The sequence below is a fragment of the Saccharothrix lopnurensis genome (assembly GCF_042658445.1).
Lineage (GTDB): Bacteria > Actinomycetota > Actinomycetes > Mycobacteriales > Pseudonocardiaceae > Actinosynnema > Actinosynnema lopnurensis.
In genome coordinates this window covers 578-21,974 of sequence record NZ_JBHSQO010000045.1, presented here as the reverse complement: position 1 = coordinate 21,974, position 21,397 = coordinate 578, and the positions used below count along the sequence as shown (strand labels likewise).

Here is a 21,397-nt window from a genome sequence, read left to right as displayed (position 1 = left end):
CCGCCGGGGCGCGGGGGGAGTGCTGTGCGTGCACGGTGTTCGGTTGTGCCCGCACGGGGTGCGGCGGGGGTGCTGGCTCGGGGGTGCTGGCTCGGGGGTGCCGGACCGGGGTGCGGCCCGGGTGCGGACCCGGAGGACGGGCACCGCGGGCACGGGACCACCCGTCGGGCCGCCACTAGACTGGGGCCGGTGCTGTTCGACACCGACGACCTGGCGCCGGAGGACCGCGTCGACGCGGTCCACACCGTTTTCCAGGAGGCCAGCGCCCCCTGCCACCTGATCCACGAGCACCCCGACCGCCCGGTCCGCTTCCGGGTCGAGCTGCGGCAGCTGGGCGACGTGGAGGTCTTCGGCAGCAGGTCGTCCGGGATGAGCCTGCTGCGCACCGAGCGGCTGGCCCGGCAGGACCACGTCCCGGTCGTCGCGGTCTCCGTGCAGCGGCGGGGCGTGGGGCGCCTGGAGCAGTGGGGCGAGCGCCAACTGGTCCCGGCGGGGGAGATGCACCTGGTGGACCTGTCCTCCGCCTACGAGTTCGGGTGGTCCGGCGAGGGTGCCGCGGGCTGCGTGCAGGTGCCCCTGGACGTGCTGGACGTGCCCGTGGACACGATCCGCCGGGCGGCCGGCTCGCTGCGCGGCAGCCCGCTCTACCGGCTGGTGGCGGACCACGTCGCGCACCTGGGCCGCAACGCCCGCGAGCTGACCGCCTCCGCCGGGGCGCGCCCGCTCGGCGCCGCGACCCTCGACCTGGTGAGGGCGCTGCTGGTGTCGGCGGCCCACGACGACCTCGACGCGGTCGAGGACACCCGGCTCACCCAGGTCCGCACCTACGTCCGCCGGCACCTGACCGACCCGGACCTGGGCCCGGAGAAGATCGCCGCCGCGCTCAACGTGTCCGTGCGGCTGCTCTACCACCTGTGCCGGCGGGCGGGTTTCAGCCTGGAGCAGTGGATCATCGCGGAACGGCTGGAGGGCGCCCGCGCCGACCTGGCCCTGGACGCGACCCCGATCACCGCCGTCGCCCGCCGCTGGGGCTTCACCGACCCGACCCACTTCACCCGCCGGTTCCGCGCGGCCTTCGGCTGCTCCCCGAGCGAGTGGCGCCGGTCGCGCCGGCCCCCCGGGGCGTAGCACCGGACCCCGGTCGTCGTCGGGGCGATGACCGGTCGGGTCGGCCTCATTAGGGTGCTGTGCATGACCTCCGTGCTCGACGTGCTGTTCGCGAGTGTGCCGTTCCCCGGTCACACCACGCCGCTGCTGCCGATCGCCCGCGCGCTCACCGAACGCGGGCACCGGGTGAGGTGGTGCGCGGGACGGCGGTTCGCCGGCCAGGTGGAGGCGGCCGGGGCCGAGTTCGTGGCGCTCGACGAGGCCATCGACCTGAGCCGGGGCACGGTGGACGAGCTGTTCCCCGAGCGGGCGCGGGTGACGGGCTTGGCGAAGCTGCGGTTCGACATGGTGTCGGTCTTCATCGACCCGGTCCCCGCCCAGGTGGCCGCCCTGCGCCGGGCGCACGGCGAGCGGGCCGCCGACGTGGTGGTGCACGACGTCGGCTTCGGCGGCGGCGGGGCGTTCGGCGCGCTGGCCGGGGTGCCGAACGTCAGCGTCGGGGTGACCCCGCTGATGCTGGCCGGCCCGCACACCGCGCCGTTCGGGCCGGGCCTGCAACCGGGCACGGGACCCCTGGCGAGGCTGCGCAACCGGGCGTTGCAGGCGCTGTTCGACCGGGTGGTGCTGCGCGAGGTGCACGCCCGCGCGGTGGCGGTCCAGCGGGAGCTGGGGCTGCCGCCGGTCAGGGGGCTCAGCGGCATCTCGCGGCACCTGCACCTCCAGAACGGCCTGGCGTCGCTGGAGCACCCGCGCCCCGACCTGCCGGCGCGGGTGCGGTTCGTCGGCGCCCTGCTGCCGCCCGCGTCGTCCGGCGACCTGCCGGGGTGGTGGGGCGACGTGGAGACCGCGGACCGGCCCGTCGTGCACGTCACCCAGGGCACCGTGGCCGACGGCGACCTGGAGGACCTGGTGCTGCCCGCGCTGCGCGCCCTGGCCGACGAGGACGTGCTGGTGGTGGCCAGCACCGGCGCGCACCGGCCCGCGCACGTGCCGGCCAACGCGCGCCTGGCGTCGTTCCTGCCCTACGACCGGTTGCTGCCGCGGCTGTCGGTGATGGTCACCAACGGCGGCTTCGGCGGTGTGCAGAACGCGCTGGCGCACGGCGTGCCGCTGGTGGTCGGGGGCGCCACGGAGGACAAGCCCGAGGTCGCCGCCCGGGTCGCGCGGGCGGGCGTCGGGATCGACCTGCGCACCGGCAGGCCGAGGCCCGAGGCGATCCGGGACGCCGTGCGGCGCGTGCTCGACGTGCCGTCCTTCCGCGACCGGGCCGCGGCGATGGCCGCCGAGTACGCGGCGCACGACGCCCCGGGCACCTCGGCGGACCTCATCGAGGGCGTCGTGCGGCGCGCGACCTCGGAGCGCTAGCCGGAGGCGGACCGCGCTCGACCGGGGGACCGGCCGAGCGCGGCCGCCGCGGCTACGCCAGGGACAGGTGCAGGACGGCGAGCAGGCTGCCGGGACCGGCGAGCAGGCCGAGGCCCACCACGCCGTAGAGCGGCTTGTCCCGGAGGAACATCACCACCATCAGGCCGGCCGCGGCGAGGATCACGGCGACCAGCAGCACGAACAGGACAACGGACATGGATCGACCCCTTCGGGGAACGCCCGCGGCCGCGCCGGTCGCCCCGTCGGCGGTCGACGCCGGCGGGGCCGCGGTGACGGTGGTCGACCGACCGGCACGGCGGCGGGCACGGGAAACCGACGGCGCCGCCGTCGCCCCGGTGCGGGGCGGGTGCGGCGGGCGCGTCGAGGACGCGTCAGGTCCGGTTCACCCGGTTCGCGGGGCGGGGGGCGCGCGGCTCGACCGCGGTGACGGCTCGGCCGTCGCCGTGCCGGTGCGGCGGGGCTCGTCGAGGGGCGGTCGGCCCCGCAGGGCGCAGCGGCCGGTCACGCGCCCGCAGAGCACCCACCAGGTGTCCGGGTGCGACGCGGCCTGCGCGTACCGCGCCGGGGCCGACAGCCGGAGCCAGTCGTGGCGGTCGTCGTGCATCGACGGTTCGGACGAGGCCGACCAGCCGGTTACCCGGACCGGTGGGTGGCCCGGGTGACCGGAGGGTGCGCCCGGCGCCACGCCGGCGGAGATGCCGAGCAGCACCAGCAGCGCCGTGAGCAGGAGCCCGAACCGGCTCGTCCTCCCCGCTGCCCGCACCCGCCCGACCTCTTCCCGCGTCACCGGAGCGCCACCGGGGAACCAGGGCGCGACCCAGCCTACGTGCGCGCCGCCGTTGCGCGCCGGCACCTCGACCGCGCCATCCACCCCGGCACCCCGGTCGCGTCGTCCACCCCGGCGACCGGGTGCTGTCCACCCCGGCCGGCCGGGCACCCCGGACCGCACTTCGCCGACCGTCGGGCGGCACCCGGGATGCTAACGTTTTATCTAGCGATCGTCCCGGTCGTCGATCTTCCCGTTCCCCGACTGCCCTGGTGGAGGTTCCCGTGACCGAAGGCCCTCTGACCCCGTCCGTCGACGACTCGTTGGTGCCGTTGTTGATGCAAACGGGGACGGTGGCCTCCCTGTTGGGGAACGCGGCCGGGTGGCAGAAGCTCGCCGGGGCCCTGAAGCAGGAGTTCGGCGACTTCGCCCCGGGGCCCGACGGGCCGAGGTACGTCAACCTCTGCACGATCTACTACCAGCCCAGGTCCAGGGCGGTGGTGACCGACCTGGAGGGCGATCGGCTGATCGAGCTGGTGGCCGGCGCCATCGCCTTCCTGGAGATGTTCATGGACCACAACGGCCAGTGGCCCTACCTCCGGCGGCAGAGCTGGTTCGCGGACGGCGACCACGTCATCGCCGTGGACGTGAACTACTACCCGGACCGGTCCGAGTACAAGGCGGTCCCGTCGTTCCACAAGGACAGCGCCGGGAACAACGTCTTCGTCAACCTCATCTTCGACAACCAGGAACCGGTGGAGGCGACGGAGTGGTTCGCCGACGTCGAGGAGCCGAGCGCGAAGAGGCGCGAGTGGCAGGAGAAGCTGCTCCCGCCGGCGCACCTGGCCGCGCTGGACCACGCGCGCGCGGTGCTCAAGGCCGGGCCCGAGGCGAACGCCCCGGTGCGCGGCGGCATCAGCCACGGCGAGCACACCTACCTCTCCTGGGTGGACGACCTGGTCTGGCACGCGACGCCGGTCGCGGCCAAGCGGGTCGAGTACGGCGCGGCCGACGCGCTGCGGGCGCACCAGGGCCTGGACGCCGCGCCGGAGGGCGCCTTCTACTGGTACGACCACCAGTTGGGTGTGTACGTCTTCGGGATCGAGCTGCTCGGGACCATGGCGGAGGGGCCGGGACCGCACCTGCGCGGGTGGTTGGCGGACCGGGGCCTGAAGGCCCAGGACCTCGACGTCCGGACGGCCCACACCGCCTGGCGAGAGCTGTACCGGGGGGCGGACGGCGCGCAGCGGCTCGGTGAGGACGCGGCCGAGCGGGAGCGGACCGACTGGCGCGTCAACGGCCAGTACTCCGTCGCGAACGCCTACGACGGCCGCCTGGCCGGCTCCGACCAGATCGAGGAGACGCCCATCGGCCTGTCGGGGCGCAGGCGGGCCAACAGCGTGGAGGAGCTGGCCGCCGTGCAGGCCGTCGCAGCCGCCAACCAGGGGAAACCTCGTTCGTTCATCCGGACCTGGGTTCGGGTCCTGCCGAAGGACAGCGAGGAGATCAGGAAGGCCGACGTCGTGTTCTAGCGGCCCCGGTCGCGCGGTACCCGGCCGGGCCGCCTCCCGGCCGGGCCGCCTCCCGGCCGGGCCGCCGTCAACGGCATCCCGGAAATTCCCTTCGGTCTTGACCCGGGCGACGGATTTGAAGACATTTCACGTCAGTCCGACTGTCAACGAGGAGGTCGTGATGTCCCTGCTTCGACGTCCGGTGCTGGTCGCCGTGCTCGCCGCGGCGCTCGGCTGGTCCGCCACGGCGGTCGCCGGCGCCGCCCCCGACCCGGGAGCCCCGGACGCGGCCTCCGCCGTGCTGCCGACCGCCGTGCTGCCCACCGCCGCCGTCGCGATCGGCGACAGCTTCGTCAGCGGCGAGGGGGCGGGGAACTACCTCCCGGTGACCGACGTCAACGGCGTCGCGCAGGGCTTCCCCGGCTGGTCGGCGCCGAACGCCAACGCCTTCTTCTGCCACCGGTCGGCCAACGCGTCCCTGCTCAAGGCCGACCTGCCGGGCGTCCAGGCCCGGTTCAACCTCGCCTGCTCCGGCGGCCAGCCGCACGACGTCGCGAACGCCTCCGGCGCCCGCGCCAAGGGCCGCACCGTCGCCTCGCAGCTCGACCAGCTCCGCGCCGTCGCGGGCACCCACGACATCGACCTGGTGCTGGTCGGCCTGGGTTCGAACAACAGCTCGTTCACCTTCGGCGACGTGGCCTCGCTGTGCGCGAACCGGTTCATCGCCGACGCCTGGACCGGCTGGTGGGAGTTCTGGGCCGGCGACGTGCCGCAGCAGCCGTGCGCGGTGTCCGACCTGGCCACCGAGGAGGAGATCGCGGCGGCGACCACCGAGACGACCGCGGCCCTGCGGCAGCTGCTGACCACCCTGGCCCAGGTCGACGCCGACGGGCGGCACCGCGTGGTCTTCCAGGACTACACCAACCCGCTGCCGCTCGACCTGCTGCCCCAGTACCACGAGGAGGACGGGCGCGACGACACCCGCGACAAGTTCCGCGACCTCGGCGCCGAGCGGTACGCGGCGGGCTGCCCGGTCCACCGCGCCAGCCTCGCCCCGGGTCACGTGTTCTCCAGCCGCCTGGGCACGGTCGTGCAGGGCTCGCACGCCGCGCTGTCGGCCGAGTTCCCGGGCGCCGACCTGGTCCACCTCAACGTGCAGCGGGCCTTCGACGGCGCGCGGCTCTGCGAGCGGGGCGACAGCCCGGCGAACGCGCTGGCCACCCCGATCCGGCTCCAGGACGGCCCGAGCGGCACGTTCGTCACCAGCCTCTCCGGCCGCGACAAGATCGCCGTGCAGCGGATCGCCAACACCTGCGTGACGTACTTCCAGACCTGCCAGGAGTCGTGGCACCCCAACGCCGCCGGGCACGCGGTGCTGGGCCGCTGCCTCACCGGCGCCGCGGCCGCGACCACCCGCGCGGTGGCGTGCGTGCGCGCCGCCGACGGCACCATCACGGTGGGCTGACCCCCGATCTCCGCTTCCTCCGCCGCCCGGCCGCGCCCACCGCCGCCGGGCGGCCCTGTCCACGCGACCGGATTCACCCTTCGGCGCAGCACGCCACCTGATCGTGCAAGCCCTCCGGTGGGCTAATAGGACGGAACACCGAACGCACCGGGGGAACCATGCGCACGTTGTCGACCGTCCTGATCGCCCTGCTGGCGCTCGCGCCCGCCGCCGCGGCGGCCGAGTACGACGAGGTGGTGGTCGGCCGCGCCGGGCTGCCCGGCCTGGCGCTGACCGCCGGCGCGCGGTCCGAACCGGTCGTGCTCGGGCCGCGGACGGGGCGGCCCGACCAGCTGTGGCGGTTCCACCCGGACGACGCGGGCGCGTTCACGACCGTGGTTCACCCGCGGCTGCGGGGGTGCCTGACGGCGTACTCGCCCGCGGCGGTCGAGGTGCTGGAGTGCATCGGGGCCCAGGGCCAGTCCTGGGTGGAGCACACCCGGCCGAGGGGGAGCTTCGCCCTGGAGAGCGCCCTCCACCGGGGGGAGTGCCTGACCGGCCCGCGCGCGTTCGCGGCCGTGGCGCTGGGGCCGTGCCGGGAGGACGACCCGCTCCAGTCCTGGACCCGCTGACGACCGCCGGTCCCCGCCGCACCCCGGTCCGGCTCAGGCCGGTCCAGGTCGGGTCGGTCCTGCTCAGGCCGGCCGGCGCAGCCCCGCGATGAGGAGCTCGACCAGCCGACGCGCGTCGTAGCGGGGGTCCGCGTCCGCGCCGACGCACAGGTTCCCGACACCGCGCATGAGCATGAACGCCTCCAGGTCGGACCGGATCTCACCCGCCTCGACCGCCGCGTCGAGCAGTTGGGCGCACACGGGCACGAGGCGGTCGAGGAAGTAGGCGTGCAGCGCGTCGAACCCGGACTGGTCGGACCGGAGCACGGCGGCCAGCCCGTGCTTGGTGATCAGGAAGTCCACGAAGAGGTCGATCCACCGCGCCAGCGCGGCGTGCGGGGTCGCGCTGCTCGCCAGCAGGGCCGGCCCGGCCTCGGCGCACGCCTCCACCTGGTGCCGGTAGACGGCGATGATGAGGTCCGCCCGCGTCGGGAAGTGGCGGTAGATCGTGCCCATCCCGACACCGGCCCTGGCCGCGATGTCGCGCACCGGCGCGTCGACGCCCGAGTCCACGAAGACCGCGGCGGCCGCGTCGAGCAGGGTCTTCTCGTTGCGCCGGGCGTCCGCCCGCTTGCGCCTGGTCGCCCGCACCGCGCCCTCGTCGCCGTCGTCCACCGTGCCGCTCCCTCCACCCACCGGGCTTGCAAAACGGAACACTGCTCCGTATCGTTAGCGGAGCAACGTTCCGGTTGCTCATGATGCCAGGCCAGGGGCCCGGCGACCACTTCGCGCGCCGTCACCGCGCCTCGCCTCGACGGAGGAACGCAGTCATGCAGTACCGCACCTTGGGCCGCACCGGTGTGCAGGTCAGCTCGCTCGCGCTCGGCGCGATGAACTTCGGCGCGCTCGGGCGCACCACCCAGGAGGAGGCCACCGCCGTCGTCGACGCCGCCCTGGAGGGCGGGATCAACGTCATCGACACCGCCGACTGGTACAGCCGGGGCGGGTCGGAGGAGATCGTCGGCAAGGCCGTCGCCGGCCGCCGCGACGACCTCGTGCTGGCCACGAAGGCGACCATGCCCATGGGCGAGGAGCGCAACCACCGGGGCGGTTCGCGCCGCTGGCTGGTCACCGCGCTGGAGGACAGCCTGCGCCGCCTCGGCGTCGACCACGTCGACCTCTACCAGGTCCACCGGTGGGACCCGGAGACCGACGACGAGGAGACGCTGTCGGCGCTGACCGACCTGCGCCGCGCCGGCAAGATCCGGTACTTCGGCTCCTCGACGTTCCCCGCCTACCGCATCGTGCAGGCGCAGTGGGCCGCCCGCGAGCACCACCTGGGCCGGTACGTCACCGAGCAGCCCAGCTACTCGATCCTGCAACGGGGGATCGAGGCCCACGTGCTGCCGGTGGCCGAGCAGTACGGGCTCGGCGTGCTGGCCTGGAGCCCGCTGGCCTCGGGCTGGCTGTCGGGCGCGATCCGCGCGGGCCGCGAGGTCACCACCCACCGCGCCGGGGTCATGCCGGAGCGCTTCGACCCCGCCCTGCCCGCCAACCGGGCCCGGCTCGACGCCGTCGAGCGGCTGGCCGAGGTCGCCGCCGGCGCCGGCCTGACCCTGGTCCAGCTCGCGCTCGGGTTCGTGACCGCGCACCCCGCCGTGACCAGCGCGATCGTCGGCCCTCGCACGCTCGACCACCTGAGGTCGCAGCTGGACGCCGCGGACACGGTGCTGCCCGCCGACGTGCTCGACGCGATCGACGCCGTGGTGGCCCCCGGCGTCGACCTCGCCCCGCACGAGAAGTTCGACACCCCGCCCGCCCTGCTCGACCCGTCGCTGCGGCGGCGATAGGGGCTTGCCCCCGGCGCGCCGGCCTCGCGAGACTGCACGTCTCTGCTCACGCTGGGGGGACGCCGTGCGGATGCTGCTCGTCACCACGCTGGTCGCGGGCCTGCTGGTCGCCGCACCCCGGGCCGAGGCGGCGACGATCGCCTGGCAGCCGTGCCCGGACCAGCCCGCGGCCGAGTGCGGCACGGTGTCCGTCCCGCTCGACCGGGCGAACCCGCGCGGCGCGAGGACGGACCTGGCCGTGTCGCGGGTCCGCGCCACCGACCCCGCGCGCCGGATCGGCGTGGTGTTCGTCGACGCGGGCGGTCCCGGCGGGTCCGGCGCGGAGTTCGCCCGCGCCCCCTACCTCAGCGCCGAGGTGCGGGCCCGGTTCGACGTCGTGGGCTTCGACCAGCTGGGCACGAACGCCAGCTCGGCGATCCGCTGCTCGCCCGAGCTGATGGCGCGCAACCCCGGCGACGACCCGGCGGACGAGGCCGCGTTCGCCGCGCTGGCCCGGCACAACCTCGCGGTGCGCGAGGACTGCCGGGCCCGCCACCCGGTGTTCGACCACGTGGACACCGCCCGCTCGGCACGGGACCTGGACGCGGTGCGCGCGGCGCTGGGGGAGCGGCGGATCAGCTTCTACGGCATCTCCTACGGCACGCTGCTGGGCCAGCAGTACGCGGAGCTGTTCGGGCCGCGGGTGCGCTCGATGGTGCTGGACGGCGTGATCGACCACAGCGCCGGCCCGCGGCGGTTGGTGCTGGACCGGGCGCGGGCGGTGGAGGAGGCGTTCGGCGTGTTCGTCGCGTGGTGCGCCCGCGACACCACGTGCGCCCTGCGCGGCCGGGACGTCCGCGCGGCGTGGGAGGGGGCCCTGGACGCCGCGGACGGGATCGGGTTGGGCCGGGGCGAACTCATCGCCTGGGCGTTCTCGCTGATCCGCGACGGGGACTGGGAGGGCCTGGCCTCGCTCGTCGCGGAGGTCGGCGGCGCGCGGGCGTCGTTCGAGCCGAACTACGACTCGCTGCGCTACGCCGTGGTGTGCCAGGACTTCGCGCTGCGGTTCGAGGACTTCGCCGGGTACCGGGCGCTGCGCGACGCCGAGCTGCGCGCGGCGCCCACGACGCGCGGTTCGTACCTGGGCCACCAGGAGGCGGCCACGTGCGTCGGGTTCACCGACCGCCCGACCAACCCGCCGCACCGCCTCGACGTCGACCGGGCCCCGCCGCTGCTCCTGCTGACCAGCCGCTACGACGTGGCCACGCCCTACCGGTGGGCGCGCGAGGTGCACCGGCAGGCGAAGGGGTCGGGGCTGGTCACCTTCGACGGCCCCGGCCACGGGGTCTACCACGCCAACGAGTGCACGCGCCGCGCCGCGGACGCCCACCTGCTGGGCACGGCGCCCGCCCGTGACAGGACGTGCTGACCCCCTCCGGTACCGGTCGGTCCGCGGGCGCGCGGCGGCGTTGACGCGACGCCGCCCGGGGAGCTACGTTGGCCCGAAAGTTAAGATAAAAGGGTCGAAACTTGCGACCCGAAGAGCGGTCCGCCCCGCCTGCCGCAGTGGACCGCCCGTCGAAGACGCCGAGGGGACTTCGATGCGACGACAGCCGCCGGCGGGCGCGCCCACCGCGCCCCCGCGGGCGTTCGGCGCGGAGCCGTCGTCCACGCCGACCGAGCGCTGGGTGCACACCTGGGCGTCGATGCCGCAGCTGACCGAGCCCGCCAACATGCCGCCCGCGCCCTTCACCCGCGACGGCGCGGTCCTGGCCGACGCCACCCTGCGCCAGACCGTGCGCGTCTCCGTCGGCGGCGACCGGCTCCGGCTCCGGTTCTCCAACGCCTTCGGCGGCGCGCCCCTGCCCCTCACCGCGGTGACGGTCGCCCACCCGCGCGGCGGCCGGGCGGGCGCCGGCGAGATCGAGCCCGGCACGGCCCGCGCCGCCACCTTCCACGGCAAGACCTCCGCGGTCGTCCAGCCGGGCGCCCAGGTGGTCTCCGACCCGCTCCCCTTCCCGGTCGGGGACTCGGCCAACCTGACCGTGACGGTGCACCTGGCGCAGGGGCAGGCGTCCACCGACATCACCTCGCACCCCGGCTCCCGCACCACCTCGCACCTGCTGGCGGGCAACCACGTCGCGGCCGACGCCCTGCCGGGCGCCACGCCGGTCGACCACTGGTACTTCCTCAGCGGCGTCGAGGTGCCGTCCGGTCCGGGCACCGCCGCCGCGGTCCTCCTGGGCGACTCGCTGACCGACGGCCGGGGCTCCACCACCAACGGCAACGACCGCTGGCCCGACCTGCTGCTGGCCCGGCTCCGGGCCCACCCCGCCACCGCGGGCGTGGCGCTGGTCAACCAGGCGGCGGGCGGCAACCGCGTGCTGCGCGACGGCCTGGGCCCCAACGCGCTGGCGCGCCTGGACCGCGACGTGCTGGCGCACAGCGGGGTCGCGTGGCTGTTCGTCTTCGAGGGCGTCAACGACCTCGGCTGCGCCCAGGCCACCGAGGCCGCCCAGAAGCAGGTCGCCGACGAGCTCGTGGACGGCTACGACCAGATCGTGGTCCGCGCCCACGCCCAGGGCATCCGCGTCTACGGGGCGACGCTCCTGCCGTTCGGGGGCAACGACTACGACGACCCCGCGGGCTGCCGCGAGGCGGCCCGGCGGTCGGTCAACGACTGGATCCGCACCAGCGACCGCTTCGACGCCGTGGTCGACTTCGACCGGGCGGTCCGCGACCCGGCGCGACCGGCCCGGCTCAGGGCGTCCTGCGACAGCGGCGACCACCTGCACCTCAACCCCACCGGGTACCGGGCGCTGGCGGACGCCGTGCCCCCGGAGCTGTTCGCCACCGGGTAGCGGCACGGTTGAGGCGGGGGGCGTCGAACCCCGCCGGCCCTCAGTCCTGGGCCTTCCCGCTGGTGAGCCTCGCCAGGACGAGGGCGACCAGGATCACCAGGCCGTTGACCGCCTGGATCTGGTCGGCCCTGACCTGGGCCAGGGTCAGCACGTTCTGGATCAGCCCGAGCAGCACGACACCGGTCAGCGCCCCGAACAGGGTGCCCTTGCCGCCGTCGAGGCTGATCCCGCCGATGACCGCCGCGGCGAACACCGTGAAGATCATGCCGTCGCCCTGGTTGGCGGCCACCGACCCCAGCCGCGCGGACAGCATCAGGCCCGCGAACGCCGCCAGCACGCCCGCGACGACCAGCGTGACCCAGACGACCCGCTCGACCCGGATGCCCGCCGCCCGCGCCGCGGCCGGGTTGCCGCCCACGGCGTAGAGCGACCGCCCGACCCTGGTGTAGCCCAGCACCACGATGCCCACCCCGAAGCACACCACCACGACCCACACCGAGATCGGCAGGGTGAGGAACCGCAGGCTGCCCAGGTGGTCGATCACCGGGACGCGGTTGGCCAGGTTCGACATCGTCGCCCCGCCCACGACGGCCAGTTGCAGGCCGCGCAGGGCGATCAGCACGGCCAGGGTGACGATGAACGCCGAGAGCGTGAACCGGACGATCAGCAACCCGTTGAACAGCCCGACCAGGCCGCCGATCAGCAGGGCCACCGGCAGCACCGTCCACGTGGGCCACGGGGTGCCCGGGAGGTCGGCGCCGCCCACCACCAGGAACACCGCGATCGCGGGCGCGATGCCCACGACCGACTCCAGCGACAGGTCGAACTTGCCGACGATCAGCACCAGAGCCTCGGCCAGCACGACCAGCGCCAGCTCGGTCTGGTACTTCAGGACGGTGTCGACCAGGTAAGCCTTGGTCAGGAACAGGTCCGGCTTGAGCGTCCAGCCGTAGACGAGCAGGGCGACGATGGGCGGGACCAGCGCCAGGTCGCGCAGCCGGGCCAGGCGCAGGCGGTTCGCCGGCCGGGCGCGCCCGGCCGGCGAACCGCCGGGCGGCCCGGTCCCGTCCCCCGGCGCGTCGGTCCCGGTCGCGGCGCTAGTCATGGTCCTCACCGATCCCCTCGATCCGGGCGACGAGCCCGCCCTCGTCCCAGCCGCGCGGGTGCTCGGCGACGACGCGCCCGCCGACCAGCACCACGACCCGGTCGCAGACCCGCAGGTCCTCCAGTTCGTCCGACACCAGCAGCGCGCCCCGGCGCCGCCGGGTCTGCGCGTCCACCGCGCCCAGCAGCGACTCCTTGGCGCGCACGTCCACGCCCGCCGTCGGCTGCACCAGCACCAGCACCTCGGGGTCGCCGGCCAGGGCGCGGGCCATCGCGACCTTCTGGGCGTTGCCGCCGGACAGCTCGCCCACCGGCTGGTGCGGCCCGGTGGTGCGCACGTCCAGCTCGGCGATCACCCGCCGCGCCTCGGCGTCCCGGCGCGCGGGCAGCACGAGCTGACCGGGGCCGAGCCGGTGCGCGATGGTCATGGTGGCGTTCTCGGCGACCGACAGGCCGCTGACGAAGCCGTCGACGTCGCGGTCCCCGGGCAGGTAGCCGAGCCCGGCGTCCAGGGCGGCCCGGACCGAGCCCGGCCGCACCACCCGGCCCGCGACCGCGACCCGGCCGGTGCGGGGCCGCAGCCCCGCCAGGGCCTCGGCGAGCTGCCGCTTGCCGCCGGCGGCCGAGCCCGCCACGCCCACGACCTCCCCGCGCCGGACCACCAGGTCCACCGGTCCGACCACGCCGGGCACGCCCACCCCGGTCAGCTCCAGCACCGGTTCGGCGTCGTCGGGCACGGGCGGGCGGTCCGCGCCGGCCCGCACCAGCCCGCGCGCCTCGCCGACCATGGCCGCGACCAGCCGTTCCCGGTCGAGGGCGGCGACGGTGTCGGTGACGACGTGCCGGGCGTCCCGGAACACCGTGACCCGCTCGCAGAGCTCGTAGACCTCGGGCAGGTGGTGGGAGATGAACAGGAACGTCACGCCCTGCTCGCGCAGCGCCCGCACCCGCCCGAACAGCCGCTGGACGGCCCGCGACTCCAGCTGGGCGGTCGGCTCGTCCAGGATCACGAACCGGGCGCCCAGCGACAGCGCGCCCGCGATCTCCACCAGCTGCCGCTGCTCTACGGTCAGCTCCCGGGCCGGCAGCCCGGGGTCCACCGGCACCGACCACGACTCCAGCAGCTCGGCGGCCTCGCGGCGCATCCGCGCGTGCGACACCAGCCCGAAGCGGCCGCGCGGCTGCCGGTTCAGGAACAGGTTCTCCGCGACGGACAGGTCCTTGACCACCGAGGGGTGCTGGTAGACGCACGCCACCAGCGCCCGCCACGCCGCCCGGTCACCCGTGGGCGGCGCCGGCTCGCCGCCGAACGCGACCTCGCCCGCGTCCGGTTCGACCAGGCCGGTCAGCACCCCGACCAGCGTCGACTTGCCCGCCCCGTTCCGGCCGACCAGGGCGTGCACCTCCCCGGGCCGCACCGCCAGGGACCCGTCGGCCAACGCCACCGTCGGCCCGTACCGCTTGACCACCCCGGTCGCCTCGACGACCGGCGTCCCCGTTCCCGACACCCGGCCGCCCCCTAGGACCCGGAGCCGTTGCCCCACAGCGCGGGGTCGTCGACGTTGTCCCTGGTGACCAGCGGCGCCGGCAGCTGGTCCTCGAAGCCGTTCGGCAGCTCGACGACGGTGCTGCCGTGGTCGGTCGGGCCGGGTGCGGGCCGCTCGCCCGCCAAGGCCCTGCGGGCCCAGTGCAGGCCGATGCCCGCGTAGTCGTCGGCGGGCTGGGAGACGGTGGCGTCGATCTCGCCCTTGCGGATCGCGTCGAGCTCCTGCGGGATGCCGTCGTTGGAGACGATGACGATGTGCCTCGGGTCGGTCGGCGGCACCAGCAGGCCCCGCTGCTTGAGCACCTGGAGGGTGGGGTCGAGGAAGACGCCGCCCGCCTGCATGTAGACGCCCTTGAGATCCGGGTCGGTGGCCAGGCGGGTCTCCAGCGCGGCCTGGGCCCTGCCGCCCTCCCAGTCGGTGGGCTCCTCGAACACGGTGATGTCGGGGAACCTCGTGCCCATGCACTCCTTGAACGCCTCGGAGCGGTCACGACCGTTGACGGAGGACAGCGAGCCCTGGAACTCGACCACCTTGCCCCGCCCGCCGAGCTCCTCCCCGAGGAACTCGCACGCCCTGGTGCCGTAGGCGCGGTTGTCGGCGCGCACCACCATGTACACCTGCCCGGTGTCCGGGCGGGTGTCGACGCTGATCACCGGGATGCCCCGCCCCGCCAGCTCGTCGAGCTTCGGTCCGATCGCGCCGGTGTCCTGGGGCGCCATCACGATGGCCCTGGCCCCCTGCGTCACCATGCTGTCCACGTTGGAGATCAGGGTCTGGACGTTGTTCTGCGAGTTGGTGGTGGAGACCAGCTCGACCCCCGCTTCGGCGGCCTTCTCCGGCACGTAGCGCGCGTAGGCGTTCCAGAAGTCGGAGTCGGCGCGGGGCAGGTCGACGCCGACGCCACCCGGGCCGGAGCCCGCCGGCGGGGTTCCGGTCGGCGCGTCCTTGCTGCACCCGGCGAGGACCAGGCACGCCACCGCGAGGACGGCGGCGGTCCGGGAGGGGATCTTCATCGATGTCTCCGGTGGTGGGTGGGCGGACTGGGGTGACCCGGAGAGCGCCAGGCCCTCCTCAGACATCCGACATCTGTGCTCAGGCATACCGCTGCCCCCGACCGGATCGCAATAGGTGGTCAACAGAGATCCGATGTGTTATGCGGTCACCGGAGGTCGGGCGCGCTCGGCGCGAAATCCGCGACCGTCGGCGGGCGCGGTGGCGAACGAGGGCGCCGTTGTCGGCCTGTCCGATTTCGGACAAGCCTGGTCAAGTTTTTGCGTGTTTGAGTCAAGTTCTTGCGTCAAGTTGTCGGCTTTACTTATGGTCGTGTGACCTTCCTTACAACGACGCAAGGATGTGGGCGGACCACCATGCGCACCCTGCTCGGCATCGTGATCGCGTTCTGCTCGGCCCTGGCCCTGGTCGCGGTCGTCCCGACCGGCCCCGCCGCCGCCGCGCCCGGCGTCCGGGCCGTGCCTTCCGACGTGCACCTCTTCTACTACCCCTGGTACGGCAGCCCCGAGGTCTACGGCTCCTACCGGCACTGGCAGCAGGGCGGCCGCACGCCGCCCGACGACATCGGCGCGGACTTCTACCCGACGCTGGGCGCCTACGACTCCGGCGACCTGGCCGGCGCCGTCGACCAGCACATGCGGTGGGTCCGCCGGTCCGGCGCCGGCGTGGTCGTGACGAGCTGGTGGGGCCGGGACTCGTACGAGGACCGGCTGGTGCCCGGCCTGCTGGACGCCGCCGCCCGGCACGGCGTGCGGGTCGCCTTCCACCTGGAGCCCTACGGCGGGCGCACCGCGGAGAGCACCGTCGAGGACATCCGCTACCTCGACGACCGGTACGGGTCGAGCCCCGCCTTCCACCGGGACGCCCAGCGCGGCGACCGGGGCGCGTTCTACGTGTTCAACAGCCTGGAGGTGGCCGACTGGGCGCCGCTGGAGGAGGTGCGGGACATCGCCGTCGTGCTCGCCCAGACCACCGACGTGAGCCGGGTCGGGCACTTCGGCGGCATCTACACCTACGACGTCATCGCGGCGAACACCGCGATCGGCTGGAAGGGCGTCGCCGACTTCGCCCGCGCCAACGGCCTGGTGTGGGCGCCGTCCGTCGGCCCCGGCTACCTGGACGACCGCGCCGTGCCCGGCAACACCAGCCCGACCCTGGACCGCGCGGACGGCGCGACCTACGACCTCCAGTGGGGCAACGCCCTCGCCCCCGAGACCGGCGGCCGGCCGGACTGGGTGTCGATCACCTCGTTCAACGAGTGGCACGAGGGCTCGTCCATCGAGCCCGCCGACTCCACCCCGCCCGCCGGTCACGGCTACCTGACCTACGAGGGCGCCTACGGCCGGACGGGTCAGGCGGCCGAGACCGCCTACCTCGACCGCACCCGCTACTGGGTCGAGCGGTTCACCGGGTCCGCGCCGCCCGTGCCGAACCCGGACCTCGCCGACGGCCGGCGCTTCACCGCCTCCGGCAACGTCCCCGGGTACCCGTCCGTGAACGCCAACGACGGCGACACCGGCACCTACTGGGAGAGCGCGCACAACCTGTTCCCCCAGCCGCTGACCGTCGACCTGGGCGCGACCGAGGAGGTCGGCCGCGTCGAGGTGGCCCTGCCGCCGGGCTGGGAGCCGCGCACCCAGCGGATCACCGTGCGCGGCAGCGCGGACGGTCGCACGTGGACGACCCTCGTCGCCAACCGCGGTCACCGGTTCGACCCGGCGACCGGCAACCGGGTGGCCATCCCCGTGCCGCAGACCTTCCAGCGCCACCTGCGGCTGGTCTTCACCGCCAACACCCGGTGGCCCGCCGGCCAGGCGGCCGAGGTCGGCGTGTTCCGCTTCTGACGCGGTCCGGGGACGGGGTGGAGGTGCCGGGACGTCGTCCCGGCACCGACCGGCACCGCCACCGGTGATCGGGGTCGCCACGCGGTGACGCGGTCGTGGCGAACCGGGGGAGACCTGCCGGGACGCCCCCCTGGTACCCCCTGCGCAGGTGCCGTTTCATCGGATCTTTCAACACTTTTGCGGGAAGTTCCGGAACAGATGTCCGCTGTTGACGGTCTACTCATCCGATGTTATCCCTGGATAACCCCCGGAGAGGAAACGATCGATGAGGATCTTTCTTCGCGCCCTCACCACGTGCGCCCTGCTCGCGGCGGCGCTCGTGCCGGTCGAGGCGGCGACCGCGGCACCGACCGACGCCGCGTTCAACCCCTCGACCGGCGTCCTGGACGTCGACCTCGCGAGCTACCTGGCCAAGCACGACGTGGTCTACAACCGGCCCAACACCAACAACCTGCACGGCCTGACCGTCGGCAACGGCCGCGTCGGCGCGATGGCGTGGCAGCAGGACGGCCTGACCATGCAGGTGTCGGGCGTGGACACCTCGCAGCAGACCGCGTTCGGCGCCGGGCTGCTCAACCTGGCCACCACCCCGGCCATGGACAGCGGCTACACCACCCACCAGCAGCGCCTGTCGCTCTACGACGGCACGCTGACCACCGGGTACGACGACGACCGCACGGTCACCGTGATGGGCTCGCCGAACTCCGAGGTCATGGGCGTCCACGTCGAGGACGCGCGCGGCGGTGTGCGGTCCGTGGTGCTGGAACTGGGCCTGTGGGACGTCTCGCAGCTGCCCAACAGCGGTGACGTGCCGAACCTGGACACCTGGAAGACCGTGTCGACCTACGCCGACTCCTCCGGCGCGGGCCTGAGCCGGGGGCAGGCCGACCCGCAGGGCTTCGGCTACACGCTCGCCGCGACCGTCGAGGGCGCGAGCCACACCGCGCAGGTCGTGGACGGCCGCAAGGTCCGCCTCACCATCACGCCCTCGCGCAGCTACACGATCTGGTTCACCGCGAGCAGCCGGATCAACGCGCCGGACCGCGACTCGGTGCGGCAGGCGCGCACCGCGCTCAACGCGGTCAAGAGCACCGGCTACCAGACCACCCTGACCAACTACCGCAACTGGTGGCACGACTTCTGGGGCAGGTCGTTCGTGCGGTACTCCGGGCTCGGCGGCGACGCCGACTACCTGGAGAACGTCTACTACCTCGGCACCTACATGATCGCGGCCGGCGGGTACGGCAACTACCCGTTCCACTTCGTCAACGGAGTCTTCCGCGCCACCGGCGACAACACGAAGTGGAGCAACTCCTACTGGTACTGGAACCAGCGCGACGTCTACCACTCGTTCCTCGCCTCGAACCACGTGGACCTCGTCGCCGGGTTCAACCGCTCCTACAGCCGCAACCACGACGCCCTCAAGGCGTTCACGCGGTCGCGCTACGGCGTGGACGGGACCTGGGTGCCGGAGACGATGGGCTGGGACGGCAACGCGCGCGGCACGGTGAACTCCGACTACACCAAGAACATCTTCTCCACCGGCCCCGAGGCCGCGTTCGCCATGTACCTCCAGTACCGGTACACCGACGACCTCGGCTACCTGCGCCAGACCGCGTACCCGTTCATGCGGGAGACGGCGAAGTTCATCCAGAGCCGCTTCTCCCACGACAGCGGCACCGGCAAGTACCACATGGTCAGCTCGAACTCCCACGAGACGTACTGGAACGTGCCCAACGCGATCACCGACCTGGCCGCCGTGCGCAGCCTCTTCCCGGTGCTGATCGAGAGCTCGCGGCAGCTCGGCCTGGACGCCGACCTGCGCCCGCAGTGGCAGCGGCTGCTGGACGACCTGGTCGCCTACCCGACCGACGGCAGCGCCTACCTGCCGCACACCCCGCCGATCGCCCCGAGCCGCAACAACGAGAACGTGGCCGTCGAGCTGGTGTGGCCCTACAACCAGACCGGCATCGGCCACCCCGACCAGCAGAAGGCGATCACCACCTGGAACCGGCGGCCGTTCCCGTACGGCAACGTGTGGGCGCCCGACGCGATCCAGGCCGCGCGGCTGGGCCTGGGCGACCAGGCGTACCAGGGCATGAAGCAGATGCTGCGCCAGTACCAGAACCACCCCAACGGCATGACCAACAACACCAACGGCGTGTTCGAGTACCTGGGCGTGCACCTGTCGGTGGTCAACGAATCGCTGATGCAGTCCTACGACGACCGCATCCGGGTGTTCCCGGCCATCCCGGGCGACTCCTCCTTCACCGGGAAGTTCACCCTGCTGGCGAAGAACGGGTTCCTGGTCAGCTCCGAGCGCGAGGCGGGGGAGACCAAGTACGTGGGCCTGCGGTCGCTGCACGGCAAGACCGCCAGGGTGGTCAACCCGTGGGGCGGTCAGCAGGTGCGGGTGCGCCGCGCCGCCGACAACGCGGTCCTGCTCACCACCACGGCCGGCGAGTTCGACCTGGCCACCGCCGCGGGCACGACGTACGTGGTGGAGCGGACGGCCAAGCCGCTCACCTCCTACACCGGGACCCGGCTGACGGGGCACGTCAACCAGGACGCGAAGTCGTTGAGCGGCACGGCCTCCACGCTGGGTCTGTCGCGCACGGCCAACCCGGTGGTCAACAACACCGGGCTGACCTACGACGGCAACTGGCACCACACGACCAACCGGGGTTACGGCGACCACGACGACGACACCCACCACAGCACCACCAGCGGGTCCGTCGCGCAGCACACCTTCACCGGCACCGGGGTGCGCTACTACTCGGAGCGCAACGGCGACATGGGGCCCGTGGACGTCTACCTCGACGGCGCGTTCCAGGCCACCGTCGACCTGCGGGCCGACGGGCCGCGCCAGGTCCGGCAGGTGGTGTGGGAGCGGTCCGGCCTGAGCCGGGGGCAGCACACCCTCCGGATCGTCAACCGAAGCACCTCGGTGGGGATGGTGGACGCCTTGTACATCCTCCCCTGAAAATTCGGGTGCGTTGACGGACCGTGGTCACCGCGAGGCGACTTTCGTCCAATCGAGCATGACTTTTGTCGATTGTCGACGGAAGTCTTGCCGAATTCAGTCGACTCGAAACAGAATCGGCCTCGTTTTCGGCTTGTGAGCCGGACCACATCCAGATCAGGGGAGTGCCGATGGGACGAACGGGTCTGTGGTTGGTGGGTGCGCGGGGATCGGTGGCGACCACGGCGGTGTGCGGGCTGCTCGGGCTGCGGGCCGGCCTGGTGCCGCCCACCGGTTGCGTCACCGAACTGCTCGACGCCGACCTGCCGCCGTGGGACTCGCTGGTGGTGGGCGGGCACGACGTGGTGTCCACCCCGCTGGTGAAGCGGGCCGAGCAGCTGGCGCGGGCCGGTGTGGTCCCGGCCGAGCTGCTCGGCCCGGTCTCGGCCGGGCTGCGGGAGGTGCAGGCGAACCTGCGGGACGTGCCGCAGGGCGCCCAGGTGGAGGTCGCGGCGCGGCTGGTGGCCGACCTGGCGTCGTTCCGGTCGCGGCACGACCTGGAGCGGGTCGTGGTGGTCAACGTGGCCTCCACCGAACCGCCGGTCGACCCGCACCCGGCGCACGCGTCCGCGGCGGCGCTGGAGAAGGCGCTGGCGGTGGGGGAGACGGTGCTGCCGCCCAGCTCCCTCGCGGCCTACGCGGCGTTCAAGGCGGGCTGTTCGTTCGTGGACTTCACCCCGTCCACGGGCGTGGCGCTGCCCGCGCTGGCGGAGCTGGCCGCCGTGGTCGGCGTCCCGTACGCGGGCCGCGACGGCAAGACCGGCGAGACCCTGGTCCGGACCGTGCTCGCGCCCATGTTCACCGCGCGGGCGCTGCGGGTGCGGTCGTGGGCGGGCACGAACCTGCTGGGCGGCGGCGACGGCTCGACCCTGGAGGACCCGGCGCACGCGTCGAGCAAGCTGCGCACCAAGGCGTCCGGCCTGTCCGCGCTGCTCGGGCACCCGGTGACCGCGCCCCTGCACATCGACAACGTGCCCGAGCTGGGCGAGCAGAAGACGGCCTGGGACCACGTGCTGTTCGAGGGCTTCCTCGGCGCGCGGATGACCCTCCAGTTCACCTGGACCGGCCTCGACTCGGCCCTGGCCGCGCCCCTGGTGCTGGACCTGGCCCGGCTGCTGGCCGCCGCGCACCGGGCGGGCCGCGTGGGCGTGCAGGGCGAGCTCGGGTTCTTCTTCAAGGACCCCCTGGGCTCGACCGAGCACGGCTTCGCCGAGCAGACCAGGGTCCTGGCCGAGTGGGCGGGGGAGCTGTGAACCCCTACCTCCACCTCGTCCGCGCGCCCGCCGCGCTGACCGTGCTCGGCGACACCGTCGCGGGCGCCGCCGTACCCGGCACTGCCGTACCGGGTACGGCG

The 21,397-nt window shown here is 73.9% G+C and carries 17 protein-coding genes and 1 pseudogene; 12 read left to right on the top strand and 6 right to left on the bottom strand.

The features are described 5' to 3' along the window. Window positions 1-189: 189 nt before the first annotated feature. Both ACFP3R_RS30020 and ACFP3R_RS30015 read left to right on the top strand, forming a co-directional pair. Complete coding sequence (locus tag ACFP3R_RS30020; RefSeq protein ID WP_380640823.1) at window positions 190-1,128, top strand: helix-turn-helix domain-containing protein; 939 nt, start codon at window positions 190-192, stop codon at window positions 1,126-1,128. 63 nt (window positions 1,129-1,191) lie between these two features. Continuing rightward, window positions 1,192-2,472 carry a glycosyltransferase gene (locus tag ACFP3R_RS30015; protein WP_380640821.1) on the top strand — a complete coding sequence of 427 codons (1,281 nt, stop codon included), beginning with the start codon at window positions 1,192-1,194 and terminating at the stop codon, window positions 2,470-2,472. Window positions 2,473-2,524: 52 nt separating this feature from the next. On the opposite strand, the gene ACFP3R_RS30010 is transcribed toward ACFP3R_RS30015, so the two are convergent. Together ACFP3R_RS30010 and ACFP3R_RS30005 are read right to left on the bottom strand one after the other, a co-directional pair. Then, window positions 2,525-2,689, bottom strand: coding sequence for a hypothetical protein (locus ACFP3R_RS30010; protein WP_380640819.1), 165 nt, complete (start codon window positions 2,687-2,689; stop codon window positions 2,525-2,527). 186 nt (window positions 2,690-2,875) lie between these two features. After that, a complete protein-coding gene (locus tag ACFP3R_RS30005) occupies window positions 2,876-3,364 on the bottom strand; it encodes a hypothetical protein (RefSeq protein WP_380640817.1) in 489 nt (162 codons plus the stop codon). 179 nt (window positions 3,365-3,543) lie between these two features. Between ACFP3R_RS30005 and ACFP3R_RS30000 the strand changes: the two genes are divergently transcribed. The 3 genes from ACFP3R_RS30000 to ACFP3R_RS29990 all read left to right on the top strand — a co-directional run bounded on the left by ACFP3R_RS30000 (window position 3,544) and on the right by ACFP3R_RS29990 (window position 6,846). Further along, on the top strand, window positions 3,544-4,791 hold the full coding sequence (locus ACFP3R_RS30000; protein WP_380640815.1) for a hypothetical protein: 1,248 nt from the start codon (window positions 3,544-3,546) through the stop codon (window positions 4,789-4,791). A gap of 160 nt (window positions 4,792-4,951) precedes the next feature. After that, complete coding sequence (locus tag ACFP3R_RS29995; protein WP_380640813.1) at window positions 4,952-6,235, top strand: SGNH/GDSL hydrolase family protein; 1,284 nt, start codon at window positions 4,952-4,954, stop codon at window positions 6,233-6,235. 158 nt (window positions 6,236-6,393) lie between these two features. Next, a complete protein-coding gene (locus ACFP3R_RS29990; RefSeq protein WP_380640811.1) occupies window positions 6,394-6,846 on the top strand; it encodes an RICIN domain-containing protein in 453 nt (150 codons plus the stop codon). A 63-nt stretch (window positions 6,847-6,909) separates the two neighbouring features. Here ACFP3R_RS29990 and ACFP3R_RS29985 read toward each other — a convergent pair whose 3' ends face one another. Then, window positions 6,910-7,500 carry a TetR/AcrR family transcriptional regulator gene (locus tag ACFP3R_RS29985; protein ID WP_380640809.1) on the bottom strand — a complete coding sequence of 197 codons (591 nt, stop codon included), beginning with the start codon at window positions 7,498-7,500 and terminating at the stop codon, window positions 6,910-6,912. A 155-nt stretch (window positions 7,501-7,655) separates the two neighbouring features. Between ACFP3R_RS29985 and ACFP3R_RS29980 the strand changes: the two genes are divergently transcribed. The 3 genes from ACFP3R_RS29980 (at window position 7,656) to ACFP3R_RS29970 (ending at window position 11,515) form a co-directional block, all read left to right on the top strand. Then, window positions 7,656-8,675, top strand: coding sequence for an aldo/keto reductase (locus ACFP3R_RS29980; protein WP_380640808.1), 1,020 nt, complete (start codon window positions 7,656-7,658; stop codon window positions 8,673-8,675). A 70-nt stretch (window positions 8,676-8,745) separates the two neighbouring features. Beyond that, on the top strand, window positions 8,746-10,083 hold the full coding sequence (locus ACFP3R_RS29975) for an alpha/beta hydrolase (protein ID WP_380640897.1): 1,338 nt from the start codon (window positions 8,746-8,748) through the stop codon (window positions 10,081-10,083). 172 nt (window positions 10,084-10,255) lie between these two features. After that, window positions 10,256-11,515, top strand: a complete 1,260-nt coding sequence (locus ACFP3R_RS29970; protein WP_380640807.1) for an SGNH/GDSL hydrolase family protein — start codon at window positions 10,256-10,258, stop codon at window positions 11,513-11,515. A 40-nt stretch (window positions 11,516-11,555) separates the two neighbouring features. Here ACFP3R_RS29970 and ACFP3R_RS29965 read toward each other — a convergent pair whose 3' ends face one another. Genes ACFP3R_RS29965 through ACFP3R_RS29955 form a run of 3 tightly spaced genes read right to left on the bottom strand, consistent with a single transcriptional unit; the run spans window position 11,556 to window position 15,179 of the window. Then, entirely contained in the window at window positions 11,556-12,620 is a 1,065-nt protein-coding gene (locus tag ACFP3R_RS29965; protein ID WP_380640805.1) for an ABC transporter permease, read from the bottom strand. Then, window positions 12,613-14,127 (bottom strand): sugar ABC transporter ATP-binding protein, encoded by a 1,515-nt coding sequence (locus tag ACFP3R_RS29960; RefSeq protein ID WP_380640803.1) that lies wholly within the window; start codon window positions 14,125-14,127, stop codon window positions 12,613-12,615. Before ACFP3R_RS29960 ends, ACFP3R_RS29965 begins: the two co-directional genes overlap by 8 nt. Window positions 14,128-14,138: 11 nt before the next feature. Next, window positions 14,139-15,179 carry a sugar ABC transporter substrate-binding protein gene (locus ACFP3R_RS29955; RefSeq protein WP_380640800.1) on the bottom strand — a complete coding sequence of 347 codons (1,041 nt, stop codon included), beginning with the start codon at window positions 15,177-15,179 and terminating at the stop codon, window positions 14,139-14,141. A gap of 354 nt (window positions 15,180-15,533) precedes the next feature. Between ACFP3R_RS29955 and ACFP3R_RS29950 the strand changes: the two genes are divergently transcribed. The 4 genes and pseudogenes from ACFP3R_RS29950 to ACFP3R_RS29935 all read left to right on the top strand — a co-directional run. Next, window positions 15,534-17,021 carry a discoidin domain-containing protein gene (locus ACFP3R_RS29950; RefSeq protein WP_380640798.1) on the top strand — a complete coding sequence of 496 codons (1,488 nt, stop codon included), beginning with the start codon at window positions 15,534-15,536 and terminating at the stop codon, window positions 17,019-17,021. A 265-nt stretch (window positions 17,022-17,286) separates the two neighbouring features. After that, complete coding sequence (locus ACFP3R_RS29945; RefSeq protein ID WP_380640796.1) at window positions 17,287-20,004, top strand: glycosyl hydrolase family 95 catalytic domain-containing protein; 2,718 nt, start codon at window positions 17,287-17,289, stop codon at window positions 20,002-20,004. Between the two features lie 170 nt (window positions 20,005-20,174). Beyond that, window positions 20,175-21,296, top strand: coding sequence for an inositol-3-phosphate synthase (locus ACFP3R_RS29940; RefSeq protein ID WP_380640794.1), 1,122 nt, complete (start codon window positions 20,175-20,177; stop codon window positions 21,294-21,296). Beyond that, a pseudogene (locus ACFP3R_RS29935) lies at window positions 21,293-21,397 on the top strand (SCO3242 family prenyltransferase); the annotation flags it as partial. The gene ACFP3R_RS29940 and the pseudogene ACFP3R_RS29935, both read left to right, overlap by 4 nt.

Coding starts and splice junctions, on each gene's coding strand:
- ACFP3R_RS30015 (WP_380640821.1), top strand. CDS start 1,192: ATGACCTCCGTGCTCGACGTGCTGTTCGCGAGTGTGCCGTTCCCCGGT.
- ACFP3R_RS30010 (WP_380640819.1), bottom strand. CDS start 2,689: ATGTCCGTTGTCCTGTTCGTGCTGCTGGTCGCCGTGATCCTCGCCGCG.
- ACFP3R_RS29995 (WP_380640813.1), top strand. CDS start 4,952: ATGTCCCTGCTTCGACGTCCGGTGCTGGTCGCCGTGCTCGCCGCGGCG.
- ACFP3R_RS29990 (WP_380640811.1), top strand. CDS start 6,394: ATGCGCACGTTGTCGACCGTCCTGATCGCCCTGCTGGCGCTCGCGCCC.
- ACFP3R_RS29980 (WP_380640808.1), top strand. CDS start 7,656: ATGCAGTACCGCACCTTGGGCCGCACCGGTGTGCAGGTCAGCTCGCTC.
- ACFP3R_RS29975 (WP_380640897.1), top strand. CDS start 8,746: ATGCTGCTCGTCACCACGCTGGTCGCGGGCCTGCTGGTCGCCGCACCC.
- ACFP3R_RS29970 (WP_380640807.1), top strand. CDS start 10,256: ATGCGACGACAGCCGCCGGCGGGCGCGCCCACCGCGCCCCCGCGGGCG.
- ACFP3R_RS29965 (WP_380640805.1), bottom strand. CDS start 12,620: ATGACTAGCGCCGCGACCGGGACCGACGCGCCGGGGGACGGGACCGGG.
- ACFP3R_RS29955 (WP_380640800.1), bottom strand. CDS start 15,179: ATGAAGATCCCCTCCCGGACCGCCGCCGTCCTCGCGGTGGCGTGCCTG.
- ACFP3R_RS29950 (WP_380640798.1), top strand. CDS start 15,534: ATGCGCACCCTGCTCGGCATCGTGATCGCGTTCTGCTCGGCCCTGGCC.
- ACFP3R_RS29945 (WP_380640796.1), top strand. CDS start 17,287: ATGAGGATCTTTCTTCGCGCCCTCACCACGTGCGCCCTGCTCGCGGCG.
- ACFP3R_RS29940 (WP_380640794.1), top strand. CDS start 20,175: ATGGGACGAACGGGTCTGTGGTTGGTGGGTGCGCGGGGATCGGTGGCG.